Source organism: Nodularia sp. LEGE 04288 (assembly GCF_963896525.1).
Classification (GTDB): domain Bacteria; phylum Cyanobacteriota; class Cyanobacteriia; order Cyanobacteriales; family Nostocaceae; genus Nodularia.
The window spans coordinates 77,506-101,127 of sequence record NZ_CAWQOY010000149.1 but is presented as its reverse complement, the minus strand read 5'-3'; the positions used below and the strand labels follow the sequence as shown (position 1 = coordinate 101,127).

Here is a 23,622-nt window from a genome sequence, read left to right as displayed (position 1 = left end):
AGCAAATAAAAATTGCAGATTGCCCACTACCAAGGCTATGATTCAAGTCGCTAGTTAATTAATTTACAGTAAAAACGCAGTAAATGGTCTATTGATTAGATATATTGTGTTGTCAATAGGTTATTTGTGTCTTGATGTAGATGCCCTCTGGGCGGCTTACTGTAGGGTAGCTTCTGGCGATCGCGAGGCTCAACCCCATGGCACGCTAGGTAAACTCACTCTTGGTGATGTTACCAAATTACGACTATAGAAGATCGCATTATCCACGAAGCCCCTGTGAGGAGTTATTTGCTAGTGCCATGTTTATTCTCAATCGGCAGGATGTTGAAATATCGAGTATTCAGCACCCAAAACGGGATCAGCAAGTGCCGATCCTCAATTATCAGGGGCAAACCTTTCGCTTGATTAGCGTCTTCAAAGCTAGCCAAGAAGAAGAAGCTAAAACCTTGTGGAGAGAATTGACTGATAATCGGGGTAAAGCCTGTGTCTTGCTAGAGGAACCGGATCGCTTTAGCGTTTGGGGCAAAGTCCGCTTAGATCAATTAGATAATGACACAGGTAGCCATAGCCAGAGAGAAATTTACGTTCAAGGCAGTCTTTTTCTGCTGCAAGCAGTTTATCTGGATATTGAGGAGTTATTAGGGACTCGGCAAGCGGCACTCTTTGAGAAAGATATTGCTGAATTGTTACAAAAGCAACATTTTCCTGGGACAGCTTCCCTAGAAGCCGTCAAAAATTTGGTAACCACAAACCCCCTAGATTTAGCCAAACTTCCTCCCTGGAAAGAAAATCATCTGATTAGTTTATTGGAAGAACTGCATAAACTCGGAAAAACATATTTTGGTAATACTAATTTTGCCCATCAAGTCCCTGATACGTTACAAGATATGCCAGAAGCAGAGCGATCGCTATTTATCAGCTGGCTAAATCAATCATCACTGAGTAAACTGTGGCAATAGCATGACAAGTGTGGGAAAAACTGCGGCTACTGAAAGTGATGCTAGTGATTCACTGGTGTATCACTGGATAGATAGACCGTTTCCTACACAGTCCTGCACACCAAAATACTGTTGAGTGCATTTACGTAGCCAATTTCTATGAGTAGCTCTTACGACAAATCCTACCGTTCTCAATCCATTTTCACCAATCGCAACCTGATATTGGCTGGCATTGGCTGGGCTGTGCTGGCACTGTTATACTTTCTATTATTTAGTGCCAAAGTCCCAGGAGCAGATGGTATAGAAACTCGTGCCGATTGGTATGTAATTGGTACAAATATTTTTGAAGGTTTGGCTTACTTGGGTGCCAGTGTTTTATGCTTGAGGAATTGGCGTAGCCCGCAAATTGTCAGTAGCCGAAATATTTGGCTCGCAATTGCTATCGGTATGTTTTCTTATTTCCTGGGAGGGCTATTTTTCGGTTACACAGAAATAATTTTAGACGAAGAACCAGATGTGTCTATTGGCGATATCTTTTTTGTACTGAGTTATGTTTCCCTTGGCGTAGGCATGATTTTAGCTGTAGCTTCCAGACGACTCAATTTAGAAAAATGGCAATTACTGATTGTGTCGGCAATTGCCGTGTTTGGTAGTCTGTTGGCATGGTGGATTTCTATGCAACAGACAGCATCCTCAGAGTTGCTAGTTGTGATCTTGAATTGGTTTTACGTAGTTAGTGATGTAGTTTTGTTAATTATTGCTACCACTCTGCTACTAGCCTTTTGGGGGGGAAGAGTCGCCCAGTCTTGGAGAATGATTGCAGCGGCCGCGTTTTCGCTCTACATTGCAGATATGTGGTTTAAATACGCTCAAGGGCCAAACTATCAAAGTGGGGAGATACTAGAAGTGTTTTGGGTATTTAGTGGAGTTTTATTTGGTATGGGCGCTGTCCTAGAACATGAGGCATCATTGAGCCGAACTCGGCGGGAGCGCGGGCGCAAACGAGCTTAGAAAATTTGGTGTCTACCGTGAGAAAATTAACAGATCCTGACAAACAAGAAATTCTCAAGTTATATCGAGAAACTGCCGAAACAACCTCAACTTTGGCAGAACGCTATGGTGTGAGTAACTCGACAATTAGTCGCCTGCTCAAAAGCACCTTACCAGAAGATGAATACGAATATCTCGTTTCTCTCAAACGTGCTGCCAGGACTCCTGAAGGCAGGGCGCAGGTAAGTTACGAGCAGTTGCCTTTGTTAAGTCAACCAGAAAAAGAGCCAGAAAAGGAGCTGCCAAGCCAGGAAAAAGCAACTCCTCGCTTGAAGTTACCAGAGATTTCGCCGCCGAAGCCAGTTGAAGAAGAACGCCACCTAGATGAAGATGAAGAGGAGGATTTCACCCCTTCTATGAGAAGAGTCCGGCGGCGTTCCTCAGCAGAAGAAAAACCCAAGTTACGCGCTGCAAAGCGATTAGAAATAGTCGAACCCAAGCCGCCGGAAATCGCCAGTATCCCTAGTCCCATCTTGAAGGACGAACATCCTGAAGCCACCGTCATCGCCCAAATGCTGGGAGAAGACTTGCTCGACGAGTCAGAAGATTTGTCAGATTTAGAGGATGATTTGGACGAGGACGATTACGAGGATGATTACGAGGACGAGGAAGAGGACTTAGAGGATTCGACACCTTTAGTTACAAGACGAAGGGCAAGTGAAGCACCAGTTCAAGTCTTGCCATTCTCAGCAGCACAGTTGCCAAAAAGTTGCTATTTGGTAATCGATAGGTCTTCTGAGTTAATTACCCGGCCACTCAAAGATTTTGGTGACTTGGGACAAATTCCTAACCTAGAAACCTTGCAAAAAACTTTGCCAGTGTTTGATAACCATAGAGTTGCCAAGCGCTTCTCTACCAAGCGCGATCGCGTGATTAAAGTTCCCGACAGTAAAGTCCTGCATAAGGCTAGTACTCATCTGCAAGCCAAAGGCATTACGCGACTGTTAATTGACGGTCAGGTCTACTCTCTATCTATGGTCTAAAAGTTATGGAGATCCCTGCTGGTTATGGTGTAGTACTGGTGACAACTGCCAACAAGCAGGAAGCAGAAACAATCGCAAATGCCCTTGTGGAGGCTCAACTAGCTGCTTGTGTGAGTTTGTTGCCCATCCATTCAATTTACGCTTGGCAAGGAGAAATATACAAAGAGTATGAGTGGCAGTTGCTGATTAAAACTGATTTGGCTCTATTTTCTACTTTGGAAGCCAAAATTCGGGAACTCCACTCTTACGAAGTCTCGGAAATCATTGCTTTACCGATTGTTGCGGGTTCGCAAGCCTACTTGCAATGGATTTCTGAACACGTTAAACATTAGCAGTGGTGTGATCCGGTAATTACCTCAGCACCCCTTTTTCTCCCCTCCTCGCTGGCGCTACGGTGTACACACAAGTGATCGAATCGCCCCCTAACCCCCAATTATGGGGGAACAAGAATTTTCCAAGTCCCCCAAATTTGGGGGATTTAGGGGGCAAAACAGGCTCAAACGCAGACAGGCAGGACTTGTGTGAAGACGATAGCCTCGCTTCCGGGGAGGGGTGATTGTCTCTACATCTGAGCGTCCATAGCTTCTGCAAAACGCTCCGCCAAGTTAATAATGTCCTGTTTGCGGGCAATTTTATTCATCCATTCTTGGGGAATATTTTCCACACCGTAGTAAATGCCTGCTAACCCCCCAGTGACGGCAGCAGTAGTATCTGCATCCCCACCCAAGTTGACAGCTTTCAGCACCGTCTCCGAGTAAGACGAGCTATTTAACAAACACCACAGGGATGATTCCAGGGTATCAATCACATAGCCACCAGAATTAATCTCTTCAACTGGTATCTGAGCGATTTCACCACTGAATATTCTGCGAAAATGCGGCTTTTCTAAAATATATTCTCGCTCAGAGTAAACTGATTGGATTCTTTCTAATCCTTGTAAATAAGCTGTTTGCAGGTTAGCGCCTTCTAGTAAGGCGATCGCAATACTAATATAAATACCGCAGGCCATTTGCGATCGCAGATGAGCATGAGTAATGGCAGAAACATCATGCACCCGTGCCATCAATTCCGCGAAAGTTATGCTTTGATGACAATAAGCCATCGGCAAAATTCTCATCAAAGAACCATTACCGTTACTATTTTCTACCTTACCTCCTGCCTGATGAGGTACGATACCCTGCTTCAGGCGCATAATCGCTTCATGGGTATTTTGACCAATATCAAACAAATCGCCACGGGGAGTCCAGTACGCTTGCTTATACCAGCGCCAGAAGGAATTGGCGATCGCTTCCAAGGAATATCCTCTACACAGGCTTTCTGCCAAGCAAAATGTCAAAGAACTGTCATCTGACCAAGTTCCCGGTGGTTGATTCCATGTCCCATAACCGAGCATCATTGTCACCGGAGATTTCACTCTTTCTGCACGGCTAGTAAACTCAACTGGCACACCCAACGCATCACCGACACATAAACCCATCAAACCAGACAATGTTTTTGTAGCGGTTAGCATTATTCACTCTCCATGAGAATTACCAAATCTTAACTTTATAGATTCCCTCTCAAGCTTGTTGCCATAGCTGCTACAGCCTATTATTTTATCCTATGTGAAAAGCCAGAATAACGAGTATTAATTAACTATTTTATCTACCATATATTCTGGAAAATTTATTTTTGTGCTTGTGCCAGTTGATCAAGTGCCTACTCTGAGCAAAAATACCGGAGTGGGAAAAACCAGAGAGAAAATATGAAATTTTTCCTGGGTAAATTTCAGCCAAAAGCTCAATATATAGAGGGTAAACGTCCTAACACGCCATAGGCTTGAGAGATTTATGTCATGGGAAGCTTCTTCTAGATTTACACCGCAGAAGCCTTGAAATGTTTTGCATCAATGGTCACAAGGATTTTCAAATATTTTAAAAATTATCTGGAACATTTTTATACTGTTTTCGACCTTGAATATATAAGCAAAACCTACAAAGTTTTTTCCAGATTATGAAAAATATACTCAAGTCTTTTGTGGCAATCTCTGCATTATCTTCTTTGGTAGTTGCCCCTCTTATTATTAATGCGGGTCAAGCTTCGGCTCTACCAACAAAGGGTACAGATGCCAGTTATGTTGGTGTTGGTCTTACAGGTGGTCTGACTAATGGTGGAGACGAAAACAATGCGGCTGAGTTTGGTGGTAATATCACCGGTCGTGTGAAATTGGGAAATACCCCAGTGTCGGCACGCGGTAATGTGATTTGGAATAATGAGACGACTGCTATTATCCCAGAACTTTCCGTAGACGTGCCAATTGCTAGAGGCACCAACGCCTTTGCCACTGCCGGTTATTCTTTTATAGAAAATAATGGCGTAGCTACTCCCATAGGCAACAAAGATGCTGTAGTGGTGGGTGCTGGGGTAGAATCGGAAGTTGCTAAGAACTTCCTGGTTTATACCAATGCCAAAGTCGGACTCCGCTCCTACGAAAATAGCGGTGGTTCTGCTGTCACCGTTAATGGCGGTGTGGGCTATCGCTTTAAGTAGAAAGGGGTAGAAAGAGGCAGAGGAGCAGGGGGCAGGGTGCAGGGGGGAATAAATTGGACTTGTCGCAAAATCCTCATCCCTTTCTCCTCGCTCCCGTTCTTTCCCTTTTCTCCCTACGGTGTACACACAAGTTATCGAATTTAGCCAAGCCCTTACCCAATCGCCTCCTAGCCCCCAATGATGGTGGAACAAGAATTTTCAAAGTCCCCCAGATTTGGGGGATTTAGGGGGCAAAATAGACTTAAACGCAGACAGATAGGACTTGTATGTACACGCTAGCTTTTCTTCTGAGAACTGGGAATTGGGGAATTAACTACTCAGCACTCAGTATTTCTTTGTAGACTCGATCAATCGCGTCTCGACAAACAACTATATGAAGCCGATTTTTGGAAGTGTTAAATCACGGATAAAGTCGGCTTTTTGCCGTGTTAAAATTAAATGATTCCTCTTATCTCCGACCGGATTACCGGGAATCACGCAGCCGAAAAAATGCTTCGGCGTTGACCGATGCCTTATTGAGAATACTATAACAATTCTGATGGTTAAATCTGCTCCTGCCCCCATTGCCAATCGTAATCAGCCTTCTAAAGTAGAAGGTATCAAGGAAAGAAGTAATTTTTTACGCGAACCTGTAGCTACTCAAATCCTTGAAGATACAACTCATTTTACCGAAGAAGCTGTACAACTTCTCAAATTTCATGGTTCCTACCAGCAAGATAACCGCGATAATCGTGTCAAGGGACAGGAGAAAGATTATCAGTTTATGCTGCGGACAAGAAATCCTGGGGGGTTTGTGCCGCCGCAGTTGTATCTGGCTTTAGATAATTTGTCTGATGAACACGGAAACCACACATTACGAGTGACTACACGTCAAGGCTTTCAGCTGCATGGGATTTTAAAAAAGAATCTCAAGGCGGCGATCGCTACTATAGTACAAAATATGGGTTCCACCTTGGGTGCTTGCGGTGACCTCAACCGTAACGTCATGGCTCCACCCGCCCCCTTTAAGAATCGCCCAGATTACCAGTACGCTTGGGAATATGCCAATAAAATCGCTGATTTGCTGACACCGCAAACCGGGGCATATTACGAAATTTGGTTAGATGGGGAAAAAATAATTAGTGCGGAAGAAAGCGCAGAAGTCAAAGCAGCACGACAGCGTAATGGCACTGGTACTATTATCCATGACAACGAAGAACCGATTTATGGGACTCACTATATGCCCCGTAAATTCAAAATTTGCGTGACTGTACCTGGTGATAATTCCGTAGATTTATATTCCCAAGATTTGACTTTAGTCGTCATTACCAATCCGCAGGGAGAACTAGAAGGATTCAATATTTTTGCCGGTGGCGGTTTTGGCAGGACACATAATAAAGAAGAAACCTTTGCCAGAATTGCAGATGAGATTTGCTATGTGGACAAAGATGATGTCTACGATTTAGTCAAAGCGATTGTCGCCACCCAAAGAGATTATGGCGATCGCACTGACCGTCGTCATGCCAGATTAAAATATTTAATTAACGAATGGGGTGTAGATAAGTTTCGCACCCAAGTTGAGGATTATTTCGGTAAACCAGTCGCACCCTTCAAACCATTACCAGAGTTTAAATATTACGATTTCCTCGGTTGGAATGAACAAGGTGATGGCAAGCTATTTTTAGGCATTTCCGTTGATAATGGTCGAGTGAAAGATGAAGGTTCCTTTCAACTGAAAACTGCCTTGCGGAAAGTTGTCGAGCAATTTAACTTACCCATGCGCTTGACACCCCACCACAACATCATTTTTTACGACATTGCGCCAGAAAATAAGTCAGCTATTCAAGAGATTTTGCATGATTGCGGGATCGTTTCTGATCCCAACACCATCGAGCCTCTAGTCCGTTATGCAATGGCTTGTCCGGCTTTACCCACCTGCGGCTTGGCTATCACCGAATCAGAACGGGCAATTCCTGGAATTTTAGAACGGATTCGCAGCTTATTGGATAAACTAGGTTTACAAAAAGAACATTTTGTGGTAAGGATGACAGGTTGCCCCAACGGCTGCGCTCGTCCCTACATGGCAGAATTAGGTTTTGTGGGTAGCGCTCCCGAATCTTACCAAGTTTGGCTGGGAGGTTCACCGGCTCAGACACGATTGGCTCAACCTTTCATAGAAAAGCTGCATCATAACGACATAGAAAGCTTTTTAGAGCCGATTTTCGTTTACTTCAAGAATTTCCGCGAATATGAGGAAAGCTTTGGGGATTTTTGCGATCGCCTGGGTTTTGATGCCCTACGTGAATTTGCTGCCACTTACCAACCCCAAACTACCACGGCTGCCAGTAAATCTCGTCATCGCATCAGTATTAAGGATGAAGTATATAACCAGCTGAAGGAAGCAGCTAATAGCCAAGATAGACCCATGACGGAGTTAGTCAACGAAGCCCTAGAAGCTTACTTTCAAAATCTGCCGTAAATCAGCACTTTGTACTTAATTACCAACCTACTCTTCATTACTTTTAATAGAGGGTAGGTTGTATTTTATGCTGTTTATTTGAAAATCACAATCGCTGCACTATAGTACAGTTGAAGCTTTTTCTGAATCATCCGGCAATTATCGGTGAGCAAATGTGGTTAATTCATAAAGTTAGTGGTTGGGGTAAACAACGACTCACAGAAATCAAGCAGAGTAACAGTGGCGAATGGCATTGGTTAGCGGAAAAGCCCATGCCCATAGCTGCACTTAACCGCAGCCTGTGGCGGGGAGCCATTTCTTCTAAAAACTTTTACATCCTCTTGTTTTTATCTGGGATTATCTCGACTGTGGGACTGCTGGCAAACAGTGCCGCTACGATTATTGGGGCGATGATAGTTGCGCCTTTGATGGGGCCGATAATTGCGATCGCCTATAGTATGGCAGTCGGAAATCAGCGTTTGTTAAAGCGTTCTAGCTTTACCCTGTTCACTGGAATTGTGTTGACTGTTGTTACCTCAATGATCATTGCCAGAATTGTGGGGATAAAAACTTTTGGCCCAGAAATTTGGGGACGAGTCAGTCCGACTTTACTAGATTTGGCTGTAGCCCTAGCCGCAGGTGCAGCTGGCGCTTATGCTAAATCACGTCGTCATGTTGCTGATGCTTTGCCTGGAGTGGCGATCGCTGTGGCTCTGGTTCCACCTTTGAGCGTGATCGGGATTGGCATTGCTATAGGTTCGCCGTCGGTCACTAATGGTGCTTCTTTACTGTTTTTGACGAATTTAATCGGAATTATTTTTAGCGGCGCACTGGTCTTTCTAGCACAGCGCTACGGTTCCTTAGAAAGAGCGCGTCAAGGTTTAATTTTATCAATTGGGGCGATATTTATTCTGGGATTACCCTTGGGATTCTCTTTAGAAAACTTGCTTCTCAAAGAACGCACACGTCGCAGTATTGAGTATTTGCTCTACCGCAGAACTCTGACATTTTCTAGTCAAGACATTCGCCGGATTCAAGTAGAACGACAGGCAGATTATTCCCTGGTTGTGGAACTAGAAGTTGCGGCTCCCATCGGTTCAATTTCGGAAAACCAGGTAAATATGGTCAGGGATTTTGTGCAGGAAAGCTTAAAACAACCGTTAACTTTAAATGTCCGGGTAATTCCCGTCCAGGAATTTACCGCCCCGGCTCCCAGTAATTAAATTAGTATGGCGCAACTACAACGAATTGCGATCGCACCGTTTCAAATTCAAGCAACTCTGATTACTCTGACAAAAGAGCAACAACATTATCTCGTCCGAGTGTTGCGGTTACGTCCAGGCGATCGCTTCATTGCGATGAATGGTCAAGGAAAATGGTGGTTAGCTCAGTTAGCAGGAGAACAAGCCCAGGTTTTAGAAACACTCACTGTAGAAACAGAATTATCTATAGCCATCACCCTCATGGTAGCCTTACCCAAAGGTAATGGATTTGATGAAATAGTCCGTTATTGTACAGAATTGGGTGTAACTTGTATTGCTCCGGTATTGAGCGATCGCACCTTACTAAATCCCAGTCCGCAAAAACTCGAACGTTGGCGACGCATAGCCACAGAAGCCGCCGAACAATCAGAACGCGCTTTTGTACCCACAATATTAGAACCTGTAGCTTTTAGTGCGGCTATGACTGCGAGTCCAGCAACTCACCGTTATATTTGTGAAGGGCGTGGAGATTATCCGCATTTAAACAACGTCATTAAAACTGATACACCTGAAATCATTATTGCTACTGGCCCGGAAGGGGGATGGACAGACAAAGAAATTGAGAGTGCGATCGCATCAGGATTTCAACCAGTATCCCTTGGTCGTCGGATCTTGCGCGCAGTTACAGCACCAGTAGTAGCATTAACCTTAATTTCCGCAAGTTGTGAAGTATAATTGACACTCTCAGGTTTAAAGACACTGAGATTCTGCGGACATAGTAGATTTAGGTAGTACCCAAAGTCTAACTCTCGCTACGGTCGTCAAACACCGTCTACCCAGTAGGCCCAAGTCTATGCTTAGATTGCTGGCTACTTTTCTGAGAATATTTGCTGCTCCGTTCAAATCAGCATTTACAACTGACCCATTATCTGACCGATACAATCCACGTTCAACACGCTTCCCAGATGCTTTCCACCCGTCAGGTTTAGAACCATATACTGGTAGGGAGTCTCCATCTAAATAGCTTGCTTTTGAGGTGTAAGATTCTTCGGTTTCCTGAAATCTGATTCCGTGCAAATCACACAGTTGTTTTAATCGGTCTTTAAGCTTACCTAAAGGCATCTGAACAAACTTTTGATTGTTTACTCTGCCTATATTGGCATTGGATTTAAAGCCTTCATTCCATCCAATTACTAATGTTCCAAGTCCGGATTTTAAGCAATGGTCAATTATTAGCTTTGCTGATTTATTTATACCATCTTTCATTTGATGGTTACGCTTACGAGTTACTCTATCCAGCCAATTATCCCAGTAACCTTCTGGTTTATTTTCTTTACGGGTCGATACTTTTTTATTCCAGAGTTGATTCATTGCTTTCATCGCACGAGCATCAATCAATAAGGAATTACCGAGAGTATCAACACAAGCAGCTAGGTTATCAGCAGTTCCAAGGTCTATCGATAGAGCCTGATTAATATCTAAATCATGTGTTTGCTTCTCAACTTTGTAAGACATCTCCAGATAGAAAGCACCATTTTTAGGAAGAATTGTCAACTCTTTAACTTGGGAATAATCAATATTTGAAGGCATTGGTAGGAAAAACTCGGAAACACCAAACCATCTTTTAACTGTTAGTCCTAAAGAAAATCTAAGTTGACTTTCGACAAGTGTTGGCTTTTGTCCTCCTGAGTTGGGATAAGCTACTTTGAATAGTTTTGAGCCTGTCAAGTAATTAGGTACTTTAGGCTGGAAATGCAATTGACCTTTGAGAAACAAAGACTTCAGTTCTTTAAAAGACTTAAAACCCTCGGTTACGGACATTAAAGTTTGCTGCATCGGAGTTGATGGCATTGATTGAGCAACCAGTGATTTACTAATAGATTCTTCGTAAATCAAATCAAACTTACTGGTCAGCAATTTTCCAGTTTTAAAAAATGTTTGCCTAGCGAAGTAAACGCCGTTATTGTAAAGTTTCCCTGACTGTTGACAGAGATACTCTAAGATTGATTTTGTTTCGTCGCTAGGCGATAGCAAGACTTGTTGGACTCCCATTGACTTCTTTGCTTTAGACATTGTTTCGACCTGCAATGTGATAATAAGTTAGTATATCAACATATATAGTAAATACAAATGCCATTTCAGAAACATAACAAATTAGGTTTCACGAGTAAGCAACCATTCGATAAAGATCCTGTGTGCTTCAAAGTTTTACCAGGAGTCAAGGCTAAGTTAAAAGCCGTCCCAAACTGGCAAGAACGGTTGCGAGAATTCACTGATAAACTTATAGAAGAAATAAAGGTTGAAGGCGACTAAAGTCGCCCGTTTCGCTTCCCTCTCAGGGAGCCAAGCCACGCTCGTTTCCCGCATACCGTGTATTCCTATGATTAAACAAGTTGCTACAGCCTTTGAGCGTAAAGATTATCACACAGCAGCCAAACTACTCAAACAGCTGTTAAAAGAAGAACCTGAAAATCCTTGGGTGCAATTTTATCTAGGACAGCTGCATGAAGTATCTGGAAAGCGCCAAGAAGCCGAAAAAATTTATCGCCAACTGCTCAGGAATACAACTAATACCAAAATAGTCAACCAAGCCCGCCAAGGTTTGCAGCGACTCCAAGAAATAGTCCAAGAAGAAAGACAACGCGCCATATCCAAAGCCACATCTGAACCCAGTCACGCTGAACCAGGCGTATTAGTCTTAGAACCTTTAGTCACAGAACTGAAAACTATAGCCGCGCCAAAATTTGCTGAAATTATGCAACTAGACTCTTACAGCGCCAGGCTAGTGCTACCGAGTCGCGCCTGGAGATTATATCGGACTGGACAAATAGGAGAACTCAAATATTATGGTCAACAGCTACAGCAAGCTGGAATTCCTTGCTTCTGGAAAACCATAGCCGCAATACAGCAAATTCAAGTTTTTCAGATCCAATATTTTTCCGAATCTGACCCCAAACCTACTGTTGTTTGCCGCAGTCACGAAAATCAACTTGGTTCCCTGACATTTGACTGGTCAGAAGTCACAGCCAAAGTAGTCGGACTATTACCCATTTTTGAGCAAGTTATAGACGTAGACAGCCGCCGCCAATTAGAATGGAAAACCCAAACCCAAGACTATGCCGAATTTTGCGATTTACACATACCTAGTAGAAATTGCATTCTCCGGCTTTATGATCATGGCTATGAATTCCTCAAAGGTGTAGAAATTGCTGATCAAGCGAGCCAAAATACAATCACCATTAATTGGAATAGCTTACTGCAATGGATTTCGCCACATATCCCACAAGTGAAAACTTGGTCAAATTTCACACCCTTCGCAGAAACAGCATTAGATCAAATAGAAATGCTGGGCAACATTCAGTCTCACATTCACCTATTTCGTAGGGAAAAGACCAATTGGGACCCAGCGTTTCATTTATATAGTAGCTTGGTATTTTTGAACGGACTTCAAGATGGTAGGGGAAGTGAAGAATAATATCTCATACCCGAATAGCACTAAGATAACGGCAAATCTATTATTTACAAGGCTTTTGGGTGTGGGGTGTCGGGTGTCGGGTGTCGGGTGTGGGGTGTGGGGAATTAAGAAGATGTTGAACTCTAGAATGTACTAAGATTCAATTTTCTTGAACACTACACCCAACACCCTATCCCCTACCCCCTGCCTTGACGAGGTTTCGGCTTATCTTCGTGCCATTCTCTAATACCCTATTCCCCATACTTTCGCCAACTTAGTTAGAAGTTTTCATTTTACTAGCCATATCTAGGTAAGAACTCATGTTCGCACCTGGACGACGACGACCATTAGAGCTAGAAGCTGAAGGAGCAAGATATTTGGGTGCAAATGTAGTTTCAGCCGGAGGTGTTTTTGTGCCGTTGGATGTTGCTGCTGGGGCTGTAGCGGGTTCAGCTTGAGGAGCTTTGCCATTTTTTGATGACTTTACTTGAGGCGTTTTTTTAGCCGTAGGTGCATTGCTCTTCGCCGCCAGGGCATCTCCTGGAGAATTTACGGCTACTGATGCCGCAGGTTTTGTACCATTAGCTGTTGCGGCTGGGGACACCTCTTTCTGTTTAGGTGTAGCTGCTGGTGCTTTCTCAGATGCAGTTTCATCTAACTGCAAGTAGTAGCCATTGCTTTTTCCTTTTTTACCAGGTAACAACCCAGTGATGAAACCCAGAATACCTGTGATTAACTTTTTGATAAAACCGAACATGAAAATTTCTCCTGTCTTTATATATCTGTAAACTTGACCGTGGTTTAAAAAAGCCGCAGAATATTACATTTTTTTGCGCCAACTATGCCATTAGAGTGACAAAGCTTATAATTATCTACTTAATTAACATTGTAGTAAAACTACAGAGCAAACAGTCTTAACTCTTTAGTGCAAGCACTCGCAACTTGTAGACATCAACGATTAATTATTAAATTTTCCGGTAGCTAAGAGCAAGATTCTGAAAGAATGCTTAATCAAACTTAACATTTTTTGGTTTAGCTCACACAGATTTATTCAAAAAATTAGACAATAGAATTGTTTGGCGATCGCGAAACGCAGCACAGTTACTCAGCAAAACAATCTTGCATACCATTGAATTTCCCCATTTTCCAACCAGTGGGAGAAGTGTCATAACTTATTGACAGCCCATGAAAGTAATCAGTTAAATTTGCTACAGAGTTTTGATACAGGCAAACTAGGGAAATGAACACCAAAAACCAACAGCGTAACTCGGTGTTATTGATACATGGTATTGATGACACGGGAGCCGTTTTTAATAAAATGGTGGATTACTTAAGACAATTGGGTTGGTCTGTGTATACCCTGAATCTCATTCCTAATAATGGTGAAGTTGGACTTGATATTTTGGCACAGCAGATAGCTGACTATGTTGTCAATACCTTTGCTCCAGAAGAATCAATCGATTTAATCGGCTTCAGCATGGGAGGAATTGTCAGCCGTTACTATGTTCAACGGCTAGGAGGAATTAACCGTGTACAGAGGTTTATCACTATTTCCTCACCTCATCATGGAACTGTGACGGCTTATGCTTCTCAACGTCACGGCTGCTTGCAAATGCGCCGCAATAGTGAATTTATCCAGGATTTAAATGCTGATGCTGTGATGTTAGGGCAGCTCAATTTTACATCGATTTGGACACCCTATGATTTGATGATCGTTCCGGCAAAGAGTTCACAAATGCCATTAGGAAAAGAAGTAGTAGTACCAGTTGTACTGCACTCTTGGATGTTGACAGATTATCGGAGTTTGGCAGCCGTAGCATCTGCTTTGTCAGAGCCAATTAAGTCCGGTCACCAATTTGGCTACACTGGGAACTTCCAAAAATCGCCTCTGGGTGGCGGTAATATTTAAATTCCATCAAATTGTAAAAGGGATCTTCTAAAAAGAAGGTGCGATGTTCTAAGGGAGAATCAACAAAGCGACTTTTAGGTGATTCCCGAAAGATTAGATTTTGCTTTTGTGCTTTTTCTAGTAATTCCTCCCAGTCATGTTCCTGAATAAAAATTAGTCCAAAGTGTCTGGGGTATATAGTCCTTTGGGGTGATGGAGTTTCCTTGGTGACGTGCGCTACCAATTGATGACCATAGAGATTCAGAATCAGCGCTTGGGGACTTTCACGCCCTGGGATGCAGCCGAGGGCATCGACATAATATGCTTTAGTTTGGGCAATGTCAGTCACCGGAAAAGCTAGATGAAATAAAGTTTGGCTCATAGCTATTGTTATCCAGACAAATAGTTGGTGCTATATACAAATTTATGCCGTCAAATCCTGATTGTGGTCAAACAATTTTGGATTTTAAATTTGCGATCTTCGTAATGTACGCAGCGAGTGCGAGTATTTTAGATTGATTAGCAGGCAAAGGGGCGGGACTTGAAGCAAAATCCCAAATCCCAAATCCCAAATCCCAAATCCCAAATCTAAAATCTAAAATCTAAAATCTAAAATTGCTACGGTCAATTTGCACACAGTTTTAAATAATTTCAACTTATATCCTTATTAACGATGTTTGCGTGGAGTGGGGTAGAGATGCGGTTAATTGCGTCTGTACAAGTAGGGAAAGATTTTTTGGTTGTTTTCCCTGTTTCTGCTCTCCTTGACCTGTAAGAGGAATAAAACCTCGGCATTGTTTCCATGAGGTAGTGGCAGAAATTCAACATCCCAGTTCTAAAATTGGTTATTCTGTTGATATTCTGGCAAAACTACTCATGATTTATTGCTGATGTTATCTTTTATTGACTCTGCAAATCCCTGGTTAGTAGCAATAGGATTGAACACAATTTTATTGGGTTTAGTATGGATTGCTCCCAAACAGCTACTGACTCCAGCAGGAATATTTCACGCCTGGTTACTGGGAGTCCTCATTTGGGTAACTCTCGGTTGGCAAGGATATCTAGTGGTAGGGTTCTATTTTTTAGTTGGTTCTGGTGTAACACGTATTGGCATGGCACAAAAAGAAGCAGCAGGAATAGCGGAAAAGCGTTCTGGCGCTAGAGGCCCGGAAAATGTCTGGGGTTCTGCTCTGACTGGAGCTTTGTGTGCATTGGGAGTAGGGATTCTCAATTCAGGTTTAGTCCCCAGTACCCAGTCCCTTGTCCCGTTCGGCTTCGCTCACGGCCAGCCTAGTCCCCAGATCCTACTGTTGTTAGGCTATGTGGCGAGTTTTAGTACTAAGCTTTCGGATACCACTGCGAGCGAAGTTGGTAAAGCCTACGGTAAACGCACCTTTTTGATTACTACACTCCAACCCGTATCTCGTGGTACAGAGGGAGCAGTGAGTTTAGAGGGGACTGTAGCCGGGGTGGTGGCTTCGATCGCGATCGCCTGCGTCGGTTGGGCTGTTGGTTTGATAGATTTATTCGGGATAGCTTGGTGCATATTGGCTGCATTTATCGCTACCAATTTAGAAAGTGTCATTGGCGCAACATTGCAATCTAAATATGACTGGCTCACCAATGAAGTAGTAAATATCTTCAATACATTAATCGGTGCGATCGCCGCCATGCTGATCGCCTTATTCTGGACAATGATTATTTCTTCATTCCCTGCCTAATTCTTTTCAAAAAAATCACAAGTAAATTTACATAACACTCTTCGGGTGTAATTTCCGTGTATCTATACGACGGTTTAAATTGGGCATTTTTGGGTTTTCAGGTGGCTAATATATATTTTGTAGAATATAAGACTTTCGCTGTTCTTTATCGGTTTAGTTCATGGAATCTTCATCATTTTTGCTAGTAGATGACCAGCCCATTTTTATAAATCAAGCAGTAAAATATCTGCAAGCCTCTGGAAAATTAGCGCATTTCATTGGCGACATTCTCCGCCAGTATGTAATCGAACAAGAAATCCAAACGCGAGATGACATCCAAATCAACCCCGTTTTAACAGAACAAACAATCATTGATTTCCGCCTCAAAAATCAACTAAATGACCCCCAAACTTTTCAAGAATGGTTACAGACAAATGTTACAGATTACGCTACCTTTTACGAATCAATTGCCTTGGGTTTTAAATTAGAAAAACTAAAAGTTTTGATTACAGAAGCAAAAATCTCAGAATACTTTATTGAACGCAAAATTTTTCTGGATCGAGTGATAGTTTCCCGGATTGTTGTTGACAATCAAGAAATAGCTGAAGAGCTAAAAACCCAAATTGAAGAAGGAGGTAGTTTTGAGCAACTAGCAAGAGAATATTCCTTGTCAGAAGATCGAATGGTCAACGGCATGATGGGGCCAGTCAGCCGAGGCACAATGCCAGATCAATTGAGAGCAGTTATTGATATAGCTAGTCCTGGACAAGTTGTGGGACCAATAGAAATCGAGGGACGTTATGGCTTATTTCGCTTAGAACAATTTTTGCCAGCGTCTTTAGAAGATATGCAACTCCAACAAGCACTACAAAATGAATTATTTGAGAAATGGCTAGTCGAGAAAATTCAAAAGCTGACGGTCAAACTACAAATGAGCTAAAAGTTCTGAATAATCAATCTCTACAAGTAAACGCCCTAGCTTCTATACCTTGGAATCAACCGCCTTTTTCTTGGCTGACTTCTGAACAACAATCCCAATTGCAAAATCAGGCGGAAATCCGTCAGTATCGTCTAGGAGAAAAAATTTGGTCAACCGCAGCAGGTGGTGATCAGTTTTGGATTTTTACTGGTAAAGTCCGCTTGCGGTCAGAAGGAGAGGGTAAGCCATTGTTAGCCCTTCAAGCAGGGGATTGGTTTGGCGATTTATATCAGCTGGCTGTGGATTGTAAAGCCGTAGCTGCGAGCAAAGAAGTGGTAGTTGTGTGTTGGAATACAGCGCTGTGGGCAGAGTTTTCCACTCCCCAAATTGACGAGTTTTGGCTAACTGCGGAGGAAAATCAGGAAACGGGGGAGATTAAAGAAATCAAGCCAGAAATCAAGCAGATACACCAACTCATCCCATCCTCGACAGTAATTACATCTGGTTATCCCTTCGTTTCTAATTGGAATACAGGTGCGGCTTGTTTAACAATGGTGGCGCAACACTTAGAACATCCTGTGAAATTGGAATGGGTGCAGCGCCAACTCCGGGGACAAAGCCCGAAACATCTGGTGGAAGCAGGGGAAAATTTAGGGTTAGTGTTGCGGAGGTTGCAAGTTAATTGGGCTGATTTGCGGCAGTTAACGTTTCCACTGCTACTACAATGGCAATTAGATTCGTCACCACCAGCTTCCTGGGTAGTAGCCTATGGAATGCAAGGATCTAACCTGATTATTGCTAATCCGCTAAATGATGATTATGCTTGCGAGAGTTTACCGCAGTCAGTGGTTGAGTCTGCCTGGGATGGTAGACTCTGGCAAGTTGAACTGGTATCAAATCAAGAAAAATTCAACCTTGGTTGGTTCACTCCAGCAGTTTGGAAATATCGGAAACTGTTAGGAGAAGTATTGCTAGCGTCTTTTACGTTGCAGCTTCTGGGTTTGGGGACACCACTGATTACCCAAGTTGTGATTGACAAGGTGATGGTGCAGCAAAGTTTGCCCACTCTTGATGTTATGGCGATCGCACTCTTAATGATCGCCTTATTTGAATCCATACTGGGTATACTGCGGCTATTTATCTTTACTCATACCGCCAGGCGTTTAGATTTGAGCTTATCGGCGCAACTATTCCGCCATCTCATGCGTTTGCCTTTAGCTTACTTCGAGTCGCGGCGTGTGGGAGACACCATAGCCAGAGTTCAAGAACTAGAACAAATCCGCCAATTTCTCACCGGGACAGCATTAACTGTCATTCTAGACAGTATTTTTGCTGTGGTGTACTTGGTATTGATGTTTTACTACAACGTCCAACTCACCTTTGTGGCCTTGGCGGTGTTGCCGTTATTTGCAGCTTTGACAATTATTTCCACACCAATTCTGCGTAAATGGCTGAATGAAACCTTTAATCGCAGTGCCGACAGTCAATCATTTCTGGTAGAGACAGTTTCAGGGATACACTCAGTTAAAGCCCATGCAGCCGAACCAGTAGCACGCGATCGCTGGGAAGGATTATTTGCCCGTTTTGTCCGTACAGGTTTTAAAGCTTCCACTACTTCTAATATTAGCAGTAATATTGGTAACTTTCTCACCAATTTTTCCTCCTTACTGATTCTCTGGTTTGGAGCCAAATTAGTCATCGAGCAGAACTTAACCATTGGGCAACTTGTCGCCTTTCAAATGCTGTCAGGAAGAGTTACCGGGCCACTCTTGCGTCTAGTGCAACTATGGCAAAATCTGCAACAAGTCCTACTTTCTGTAGACCGGATTGGTGATATTCTCAACATCGCCCCAGAAGCAGAATTAGGCACAGGTTTAGTTTTACCACCCCTAAAAGGTCAAGTCACCTTCGAGCAAATCTTTTTCCGCTACCAACCACATATTGAACCCGTTCTCAAAGGCATCTCCTTTAACGTCGAACCAGGGCAATTTGTGGGGATTGTCGGCCGCAGTGGTTCTGGTAAAAGTACCCTTTCCAAGCTATTACAACGCCTCTATCAAATTGAATCAGGAAGGATTTTGATTGATGGCTTTGATATTAAAAGTGCCGATTTAGCCTCATTGCGGCAACAAATTAGCGTAGTTCTCCAAGAAGACTTTTTATTTAATGGTACTGTCTTGGAAAATATCACTCTCGGTAATCCTGATATTGGTGCAGAAGAAGTAGTAGAAGCTGCCAGACTAGCTGTAGCACATGATTTTATTAGTCAATTACCCTACGGTTACGAAACCAACGTGGGAGAAAGAGGCACAGCTTTATCTGGTGGACAAAGACAACGCATCGCCTTAGCCAGATTATTTCTTTCTCAATCACCAATTTTAGTTTTAGATGAAGCTACCAGCGCTTTGGATAGTGAAACTGAACAGCAAGTTTTGCAAAACTTACAAAAGGTTTCGGCTCACCGAACTGTGTTTTTAATTGCTCACCGTTTCGCTCCTCTCAAACGTGCTGATTTGATTTTAGTCTTAGAACGAGGGGTAATTGCTGAACGCGGTACTCACTTAGATTTGTTACAACAAAAAGGTTTGTACTGGTCATTATATCAACGCCAACAAGCAAATATTTAGATCGGCGTAAATAAAGTTAACTAGCTAGGGTCGTCATTGGTCATTAGCCCTTCGGCTACGCTCAGGGTAAATCATTGGTCATTAGTAAGGGTTTCAGTCCTGTTTACGGGTCTTAACATACTTTGGTTTATTCAGCAAACCCTACTTATTTAACAATACGGTTCAGTTAAGGCTAAAACTCTTGGTCAAGGTCAATCTTTTGAACGAACCACAAAGTACGCAAAGGACACAAAGAGAAGAAAGAAAGAAAGAAAGAAAGGCTTAACTGAACTGTATTGACTTATTTAATCCTTTTGGTGTCTACTGTTCTGCTACCCTAGTTAAGTAGGTCAACATAATTCAACATAAAACCTTGAGGATATAGATCCCCGACTTCTTCGAGAAGTCGGGGATCTGGGTATTACATTTTTTAAGTTTGAGCTACTTATCATGTTAATTTGTTTTTGCACCACTAAGGCATAAAGTAGGGTGTGTTATACATTAGGCTAATGCACCTTGAATTATTTACACTGAGCGCAGCCGAAGTATTAACGGTGCGTTGCGCTGCGCGACAACACTACAATAAAATTATTTATTCCTTGGAAGTTTTGTAAATTCAATAGAAATCACAATAATTTTTAGGAAGATTACACTTTTAACTCTGACTTTTAGTCAAAAAAGTGTCATTTTACTATTTGATTTCATAGTAGTTTTCGTGATGGGGGATAAAGTCACCCTTTAAAACCTTAGCGACAGGTTTTAACAGTTAGTGTTGCCAAAAAATACTCTGTTTGAGGAGAAAATATATATGCCCCTTGATGATATTAATCACAATTTGTTTCTTCATAACGGGCTAAACTCTAACGCTATCTCCTCACTAGATACTTTTCCCACCCAAAATGACTATAGTTTAAGCCTCAGTGGTCGTAGTAGCTTTAATTCCGCAAATGAGATTACTGCAACTTCTGTTCGGACTGCTAACTATAATTTCTCTTCTGGCTATGGCTTGATTAACGCCGCCGCCGCAGTCGCTAGAGCTGCTGGTCAGAATACTTTTGGGAATGTGCCTCGTCTTGGTGGTAATAATTGGGGCGCTGATTTAGTTCAAGCGCCAGCCGCCTGGGCGCAGGGCTACACAGGTAGAGGTATTGTGATTGCTGTGTTAGATACTGGGGTTGACTACAACCACGCAGATTTGAAGAATAATATCTGGACTAATCCCGGAGAAATTCCTGGTAATCGTATAGATGATGATGGTAATGGCTATATTGATGATGCCCAAGGCTGGAGTTTTGCTGACAATAGCAACAATGTTATAGACGTAAATGGTCACGGTAGTCATGTAGCGGGAAGCATTGCTGGGGGGAATAATGGCTTTGGGGTGACGGGTATTGCCTATGATGCCAAAATTATGCCCGTTAAAGTGCTGAATGACGAAGGAGCAGGTAGTACTAATTCTGTCGCCGATGGCATTTACTATGCTGTGAATAATGGCGCTAATGTGATTAATCTCAGTCTGGGTGGTAATTTTCCTAACAGCACGCTGGAAGCTGCAATTCAATACGCTAGTAGTAAAGGTGCTGTGGTGGTGATGGCAGCAGGTAATAATGGTTACCCATTTACCAACTATCCGGCGCGCTATGCCAATAACTGGGGATTGGCAGTGGGGGCAGTTGATAGCAACAATAAGATGGCTAACTTCTCTAACCAAGCGGGGATGAATGCGTTTCCCTATGTGACTGCGCCAGGAGTCGGTATTTATTCGTCGGTTCCGGGGAATCAGTATGCTACATATAGTGGCACATCTATGGCTACTCCCCACGTTGCTGGTGTCGTGGCTTTGATGCTGGGTGCTAATCCCAGTTTGACTGATGCTCAAATTCGGCAAATCATCATCGAAACATCAGGAAATAGTACCCCAGCCGCAACTTCTAATTCTTTCAATATCAGCTCTGGAATTTCTCAGCCGATTGCAGAGATGGTAGGCAATAGTACATCAGCTACTACCATTAATTTTGAATTACAGGTGACAATTTTAACTGACGGTCATACAGCAGTTTCTAATTTGCCTCCCACGTCTTCATTTGTCAGCAGAGGCTCATCTATGAATCTAGGGAACCTGACCTGGTATGACGATCGCACTCTCAACCCTATGAGCAGTATCAATGGCGATGATGATGACCAAAATAACGATGATATGACAGATATCGCCAAAATCCTGAATCAATTGCAGCAACAGCTAGAAGAATTTAGAAGGTTTTTCCCTGGCTTCTGATTTGACAGGGGAGTTCCAAATCCCCCTGCTTCTTCAGTTACCTGACTGAAAAGGCTTCGCTAAATCTACGGGTTACAGGCTCGATGATGAAGGTTAAAACTGACTTTTGACGCGTGACAATTTCACCGTTGGCTGACATTCCGGGAGTAAATTCTACTTCTTCTCCCCGGACATTTACTGAGTGTTGACTTAGCTGTATTCTGGTGGGGAACACTAAACCCAAGTCTTTATCGACTACTGCATTCGGACTAATTTGCACTACTTTACCGTCAATTGTGCCAAATTCTTGAAAGGGAAAGGTGGCCATTTTGACTTTTGCTGTCATCCCTGGACGAATAAATCCAATATCGCGGTTGAGGACTTTCACTTCTAATAAGATTTCTTCCCCTGCTGGCAAAATTGAGAGCAATTCTTCACCGGCTTGTACGGGTCCTTGGGTGGCTTTAATTTTGTAAATTGTCCCTGCAACTGGGGCTTTGATTGTTTCCCCGGCTTGTTGTTTTCTGGCTTGTTCTAGTTGACCGTTAATATTGGTGAGTTCTTCTTGGCGCTGTTTAATCTGGTTTAAAATTTCGCTTTGGCGCTCAGATATTAAACGCTGCGCTTGCTGGCGCACTCCTTGATAGGCTTGTTCGGCTTGGCGAATTTCTTGGGTTTGGGCGGCAATCTCTCTTGTTAAGGATGCTATTTTGTCTTGAGACTCTGTGACTCGATTCTTGGCGTTGATTATTTCATCTTTGGCTCTGGTCATTTCTGTGTTGGCGCGGTTTAATCTTTCTTGCGCTTCTAGGTAATCAATTCTCGGTAATGCACCAGGCGCTATCAAAGTCCGGAGATTTTCTTCTCTTTGTTGCGCGATCGCAATATTTTTTTCAACTTCAACCAGGACACTTTCTGCGTTGACTACATTCGCTTGGGCATTTTTAAAGCTGGTTTGAGCATTGACGAGGTTTTCTTGCAATCGTTGCTGGCGTTGTTTTACCTGAGCAATAATTGCTAGTTGGCGATTGGCTTCGGCTTCCGTTGCGGCTTGACGTGCTTGGTAATCAGAAAGACGCGATGCTAAAAGTTCATCTTGTAGTTTTGTCCCAGCCGTTGTCGTCCCAATGCGTTCTGCTTGCAAACGCCGGAGGTCTTCGCTGATTAATTTGGCAGATTGGGCGAGGCGGGTAACATCTGTTTGTTTCAAATCTGGGTCGCGTTGAATTAAAACTTGGTCTTTCGTGACATGATCGCCTTCTTCTACATTCACCTTCAAAATAGAACCACCGCCCAAGGATGTCACTGGTCGCACTTGTGTAGAGGCGATTAATTCCCCTGGTGCGATCGCAACTTCATCTATTTGAGAGAAATTCGCCCAGGCGATCGCCCCAAATACCACTAAGCTCAGTGTTCCTGCTAAAACTCTCGTATATAGCGGCGGTAATTCCTGTACAGCCTTACCCACTTCATAAGACAGTTGGTCTTCTGGTTTCGCAAATTGTTGTTTTGTTTGACGGGCTTGAGCCGCATTTGCAGCTAAGGAATATTTCATATAATTTTAGATTATTGAGGGAATGGGGAATGGGAACTGGGGAATGAGGAATAAGAAATAGGAATAGGAATGGAATTTAGCAGTTTCTTCCCCCTACTCCCTACTCC

At 43.0% G+C, this 23,622-nt stretch carries 20 protein-coding genes; 15 read left to right on the top strand and 5 right to left on the bottom strand.

All coding sequences use genetic code 11. From position 1 onward, the window contains the following. Nucleotides 1-299 precede the first annotated feature (299 nt). The 4 genes from AACX33_RS21635 to cutA all read left to right on the top strand — a co-directional run bounded on the left by AACX33_RS21635 (nucleotide 300) and on the right by cutA (nucleotide 3,303). Nucleotides 300-959, top strand: a complete 660-nt coding sequence (locus AACX33_RS21635) for an Npun_F0813 family protein (protein WP_193997279.1) — start codon at nucleotides 300-302, stop codon at nucleotides 957-959. Nucleotides 960-1,097: 138 nt separating this feature from the next. After that, nucleotides 1,098-1,949: a hypothetical protein gene (locus tag AACX33_RS21630; protein ID WP_193997280.1), complete on the top strand. Its 852-nt coding sequence runs from the start codon at nucleotides 1,098-1,100 to the stop codon at nucleotides 1,947-1,949. Nucleotides 1,950-1,966: 17 nt separating this feature from the next. After that, entirely contained in the window at nucleotides 1,967-2,971 is a 1,005-nt protein-coding gene (locus tag AACX33_RS21625) for a transposase (RefSeq protein ID WP_193997536.1), read from the top strand. Between the two features lie 5 nt (nucleotides 2,972-2,976). Next, nucleotides 2,977-3,303 carry a divalent-cation tolerance protein CutA gene (gene cutA, locus AACX33_RS21620; RefSeq protein WP_193997281.1) on the top strand — a complete coding sequence of 109 codons (327 nt, stop codon included), beginning with the start codon at nucleotides 2,977-2,979 and terminating at the stop codon, nucleotides 3,301-3,303. Nucleotides 3,304-3,533: 230 nt separating this feature from the next. Here the strand turns inward: cutA and AACX33_RS21615 are convergent, their stop codons facing one another. Continuing rightward, on the bottom strand, nucleotides 3,534-4,481 hold the full coding sequence (locus AACX33_RS21615; protein WP_193997282.1) for an ADP-ribosylglycohydrolase family protein: 948 nt from the start codon (nucleotides 4,479-4,481) through the stop codon (nucleotides 3,534-3,536). A gap of 482 nt (nucleotides 4,482-4,963) precedes the next feature. Between AACX33_RS21615 and AACX33_RS21610 the strand changes: the two genes are divergently transcribed. The 4 genes from AACX33_RS21610 to AACX33_RS21595 all read left to right on the top strand — a co-directional run bounded on the left by AACX33_RS21610 (nucleotide 4,964) and on the right by AACX33_RS21595 (nucleotide 9,874). Continuing rightward, nucleotides 4,964-5,500, top strand: a complete 537-nt coding sequence (locus tag AACX33_RS21610; protein WP_193997283.1) for a hypothetical protein — start codon at nucleotides 4,964-4,966, stop codon at nucleotides 5,498-5,500. Between the two features lie 538 nt (nucleotides 5,501-6,038). Then, nucleotides 6,039-7,958, top strand: coding sequence for a sulfite reductase, ferredoxin dependent (sir, locus tag AACX33_RS21605; protein WP_193997284.1), 1,920 nt, complete (start codon nucleotides 6,039-6,041; stop codon nucleotides 7,956-7,958). 110 nt (nucleotides 7,959-8,068) lie between these two features. Continuing rightward, entirely contained in the window at nucleotides 8,069-9,160 is a 1,092-nt protein-coding gene (locus AACX33_RS21600; RefSeq protein ID WP_227788810.1) for a TIGR00341 family protein, read from the top strand. 6 nt (nucleotides 9,161-9,166) lie between these two features. Next, nucleotides 9,167-9,874: a 16S rRNA (uracil(1498)-N(3))-methyltransferase gene (locus AACX33_RS21595; RefSeq protein ID WP_193997285.1), complete on the top strand. Its 708-nt coding sequence runs from the start codon at nucleotides 9,167-9,169 to the stop codon at nucleotides 9,872-9,874. A gap of 15 nt (nucleotides 9,875-9,889) precedes the next feature. On the opposite strand, the gene AACX33_RS21590 is transcribed toward AACX33_RS21595, so the two are convergent. Then, nucleotides 9,890-11,191 (bottom strand): RNA-guided endonuclease InsQ/TnpB family protein, encoded by a 1,302-nt coding sequence (locus AACX33_RS21590; protein ID WP_193997538.1) that lies wholly within the window; start codon nucleotides 11,189-11,191, stop codon nucleotides 9,890-9,892. Between the two features lie 78 nt (nucleotides 11,192-11,269). Here AACX33_RS21590 and AACX33_RS21585 point away from each other — a divergent pair, with 78 nt between their 5' ends. Together AACX33_RS21585 and AACX33_RS21580 are read left to right on the top strand one after the other, a co-directional pair. Continuing rightward, nucleotides 11,270-11,452: a hypothetical protein gene (locus AACX33_RS21585; RefSeq protein WP_193997286.1), complete on the top strand. Its 183-nt coding sequence runs from the start codon at nucleotides 11,270-11,272 to the stop codon at nucleotides 11,450-11,452. Between the two features lie 67 nt (nucleotides 11,453-11,519). Continuing rightward, nucleotides 11,520-12,614 (top strand): tetratricopeptide repeat protein, encoded by a 1,095-nt coding sequence (locus AACX33_RS21580; protein ID WP_193997287.1) that lies wholly within the window; start codon nucleotides 11,520-11,522, stop codon nucleotides 12,612-12,614. Between the two features lie 253 nt (nucleotides 12,615-12,867). Here the strand turns inward: AACX33_RS21580 and AACX33_RS21575 are convergent, their stop codons facing one another. After that, the gene (locus AACX33_RS21575; protein ID WP_193997288.1) at nucleotides 12,868-13,350 is read right to left on the bottom strand and encodes a hypothetical protein; all 483 of its coding nucleotides are present in this window, start codon (nucleotides 13,348-13,350) and stop codon (nucleotides 12,868-12,870) included. Nucleotides 13,351-13,833: 483 nt separating this feature from the next. Between AACX33_RS21575 and AACX33_RS21570 the strand changes: the two genes are divergently transcribed. Then, nucleotides 13,834-14,502 carry an esterase/lipase family protein gene (locus AACX33_RS21570; RefSeq protein WP_193997289.1) on the top strand — a complete coding sequence of 223 codons (669 nt, stop codon included), beginning with the start codon at nucleotides 13,834-13,836 and terminating at the stop codon, nucleotides 14,500-14,502. Here the strand turns inward: AACX33_RS21570 and AACX33_RS21565 are convergent. Beyond that, nucleotides 14,432-14,863, bottom strand: a complete 432-nt coding sequence (locus tag AACX33_RS21565; RefSeq protein ID WP_193997290.1) for a VOC family protein — start codon at nucleotides 14,861-14,863, stop codon at nucleotides 14,432-14,434. The genes AACX33_RS21570 and AACX33_RS21565 overlap by 71 nt on opposite strands. A gap of 508 nt (nucleotides 14,864-15,371) precedes the next feature. Between AACX33_RS21565 and AACX33_RS21560 the strand changes: the two genes are divergently transcribed. The 4 genes from AACX33_RS21560 (at nucleotide 15,372) to AACX33_RS21545 (ending at nucleotide 21,981) form a co-directional block, all read left to right on the top strand. Beyond that, complete coding sequence (locus AACX33_RS21560) at nucleotides 15,372-16,202, top strand: TIGR00297 family protein (RefSeq protein WP_193997291.1); 831 nt, start codon at nucleotides 15,372-15,374, stop codon at nucleotides 16,200-16,202. Between the two features lie 160 nt (nucleotides 16,203-16,362). Continuing rightward, the gene (locus AACX33_RS21555; protein ID WP_193997292.1) at nucleotides 16,363-17,121 is read left to right on the top strand and encodes a peptidylprolyl isomerase; all 759 of its coding nucleotides are present in this window, start codon (nucleotides 16,363-16,365) and stop codon (nucleotides 17,119-17,121) included. Further along, nucleotides 17,070-19,727, top strand: a complete 2,658-nt coding sequence (locus tag AACX33_RS21550; RefSeq protein WP_193997293.1) for a peptidase domain-containing ABC transporter — start codon at nucleotides 17,070-17,072, stop codon at nucleotides 19,725-19,727. The genes AACX33_RS21555 and AACX33_RS21550 overlap by 52 nt, the downstream gene beginning before the upstream one ends. A gap of 787 nt (nucleotides 19,728-20,514) precedes the next feature. Further along, complete coding sequence (locus tag AACX33_RS21545; RefSeq protein WP_193997294.1) at nucleotides 20,515-21,981, top strand: S8 family peptidase; 1,467 nt, start codon at nucleotides 20,515-20,517, stop codon at nucleotides 21,979-21,981. Between the two features lie 37 nt (nucleotides 21,982-22,018). Here the strand turns inward: AACX33_RS21545 and AACX33_RS21540 are convergent, their stop codons facing one another. Then, the gene (locus AACX33_RS21540) at nucleotides 22,019-23,515 is read right to left on the bottom strand and encodes an HlyD family efflux transporter periplasmic adaptor subunit (RefSeq protein WP_193997295.1); all 1,497 of its coding nucleotides are present in this window, start codon (nucleotides 23,513-23,515) and stop codon (nucleotides 22,019-22,021) included. Between the last annotated feature and the right edge of the window lie 107 nt (nucleotides 23,516-23,622).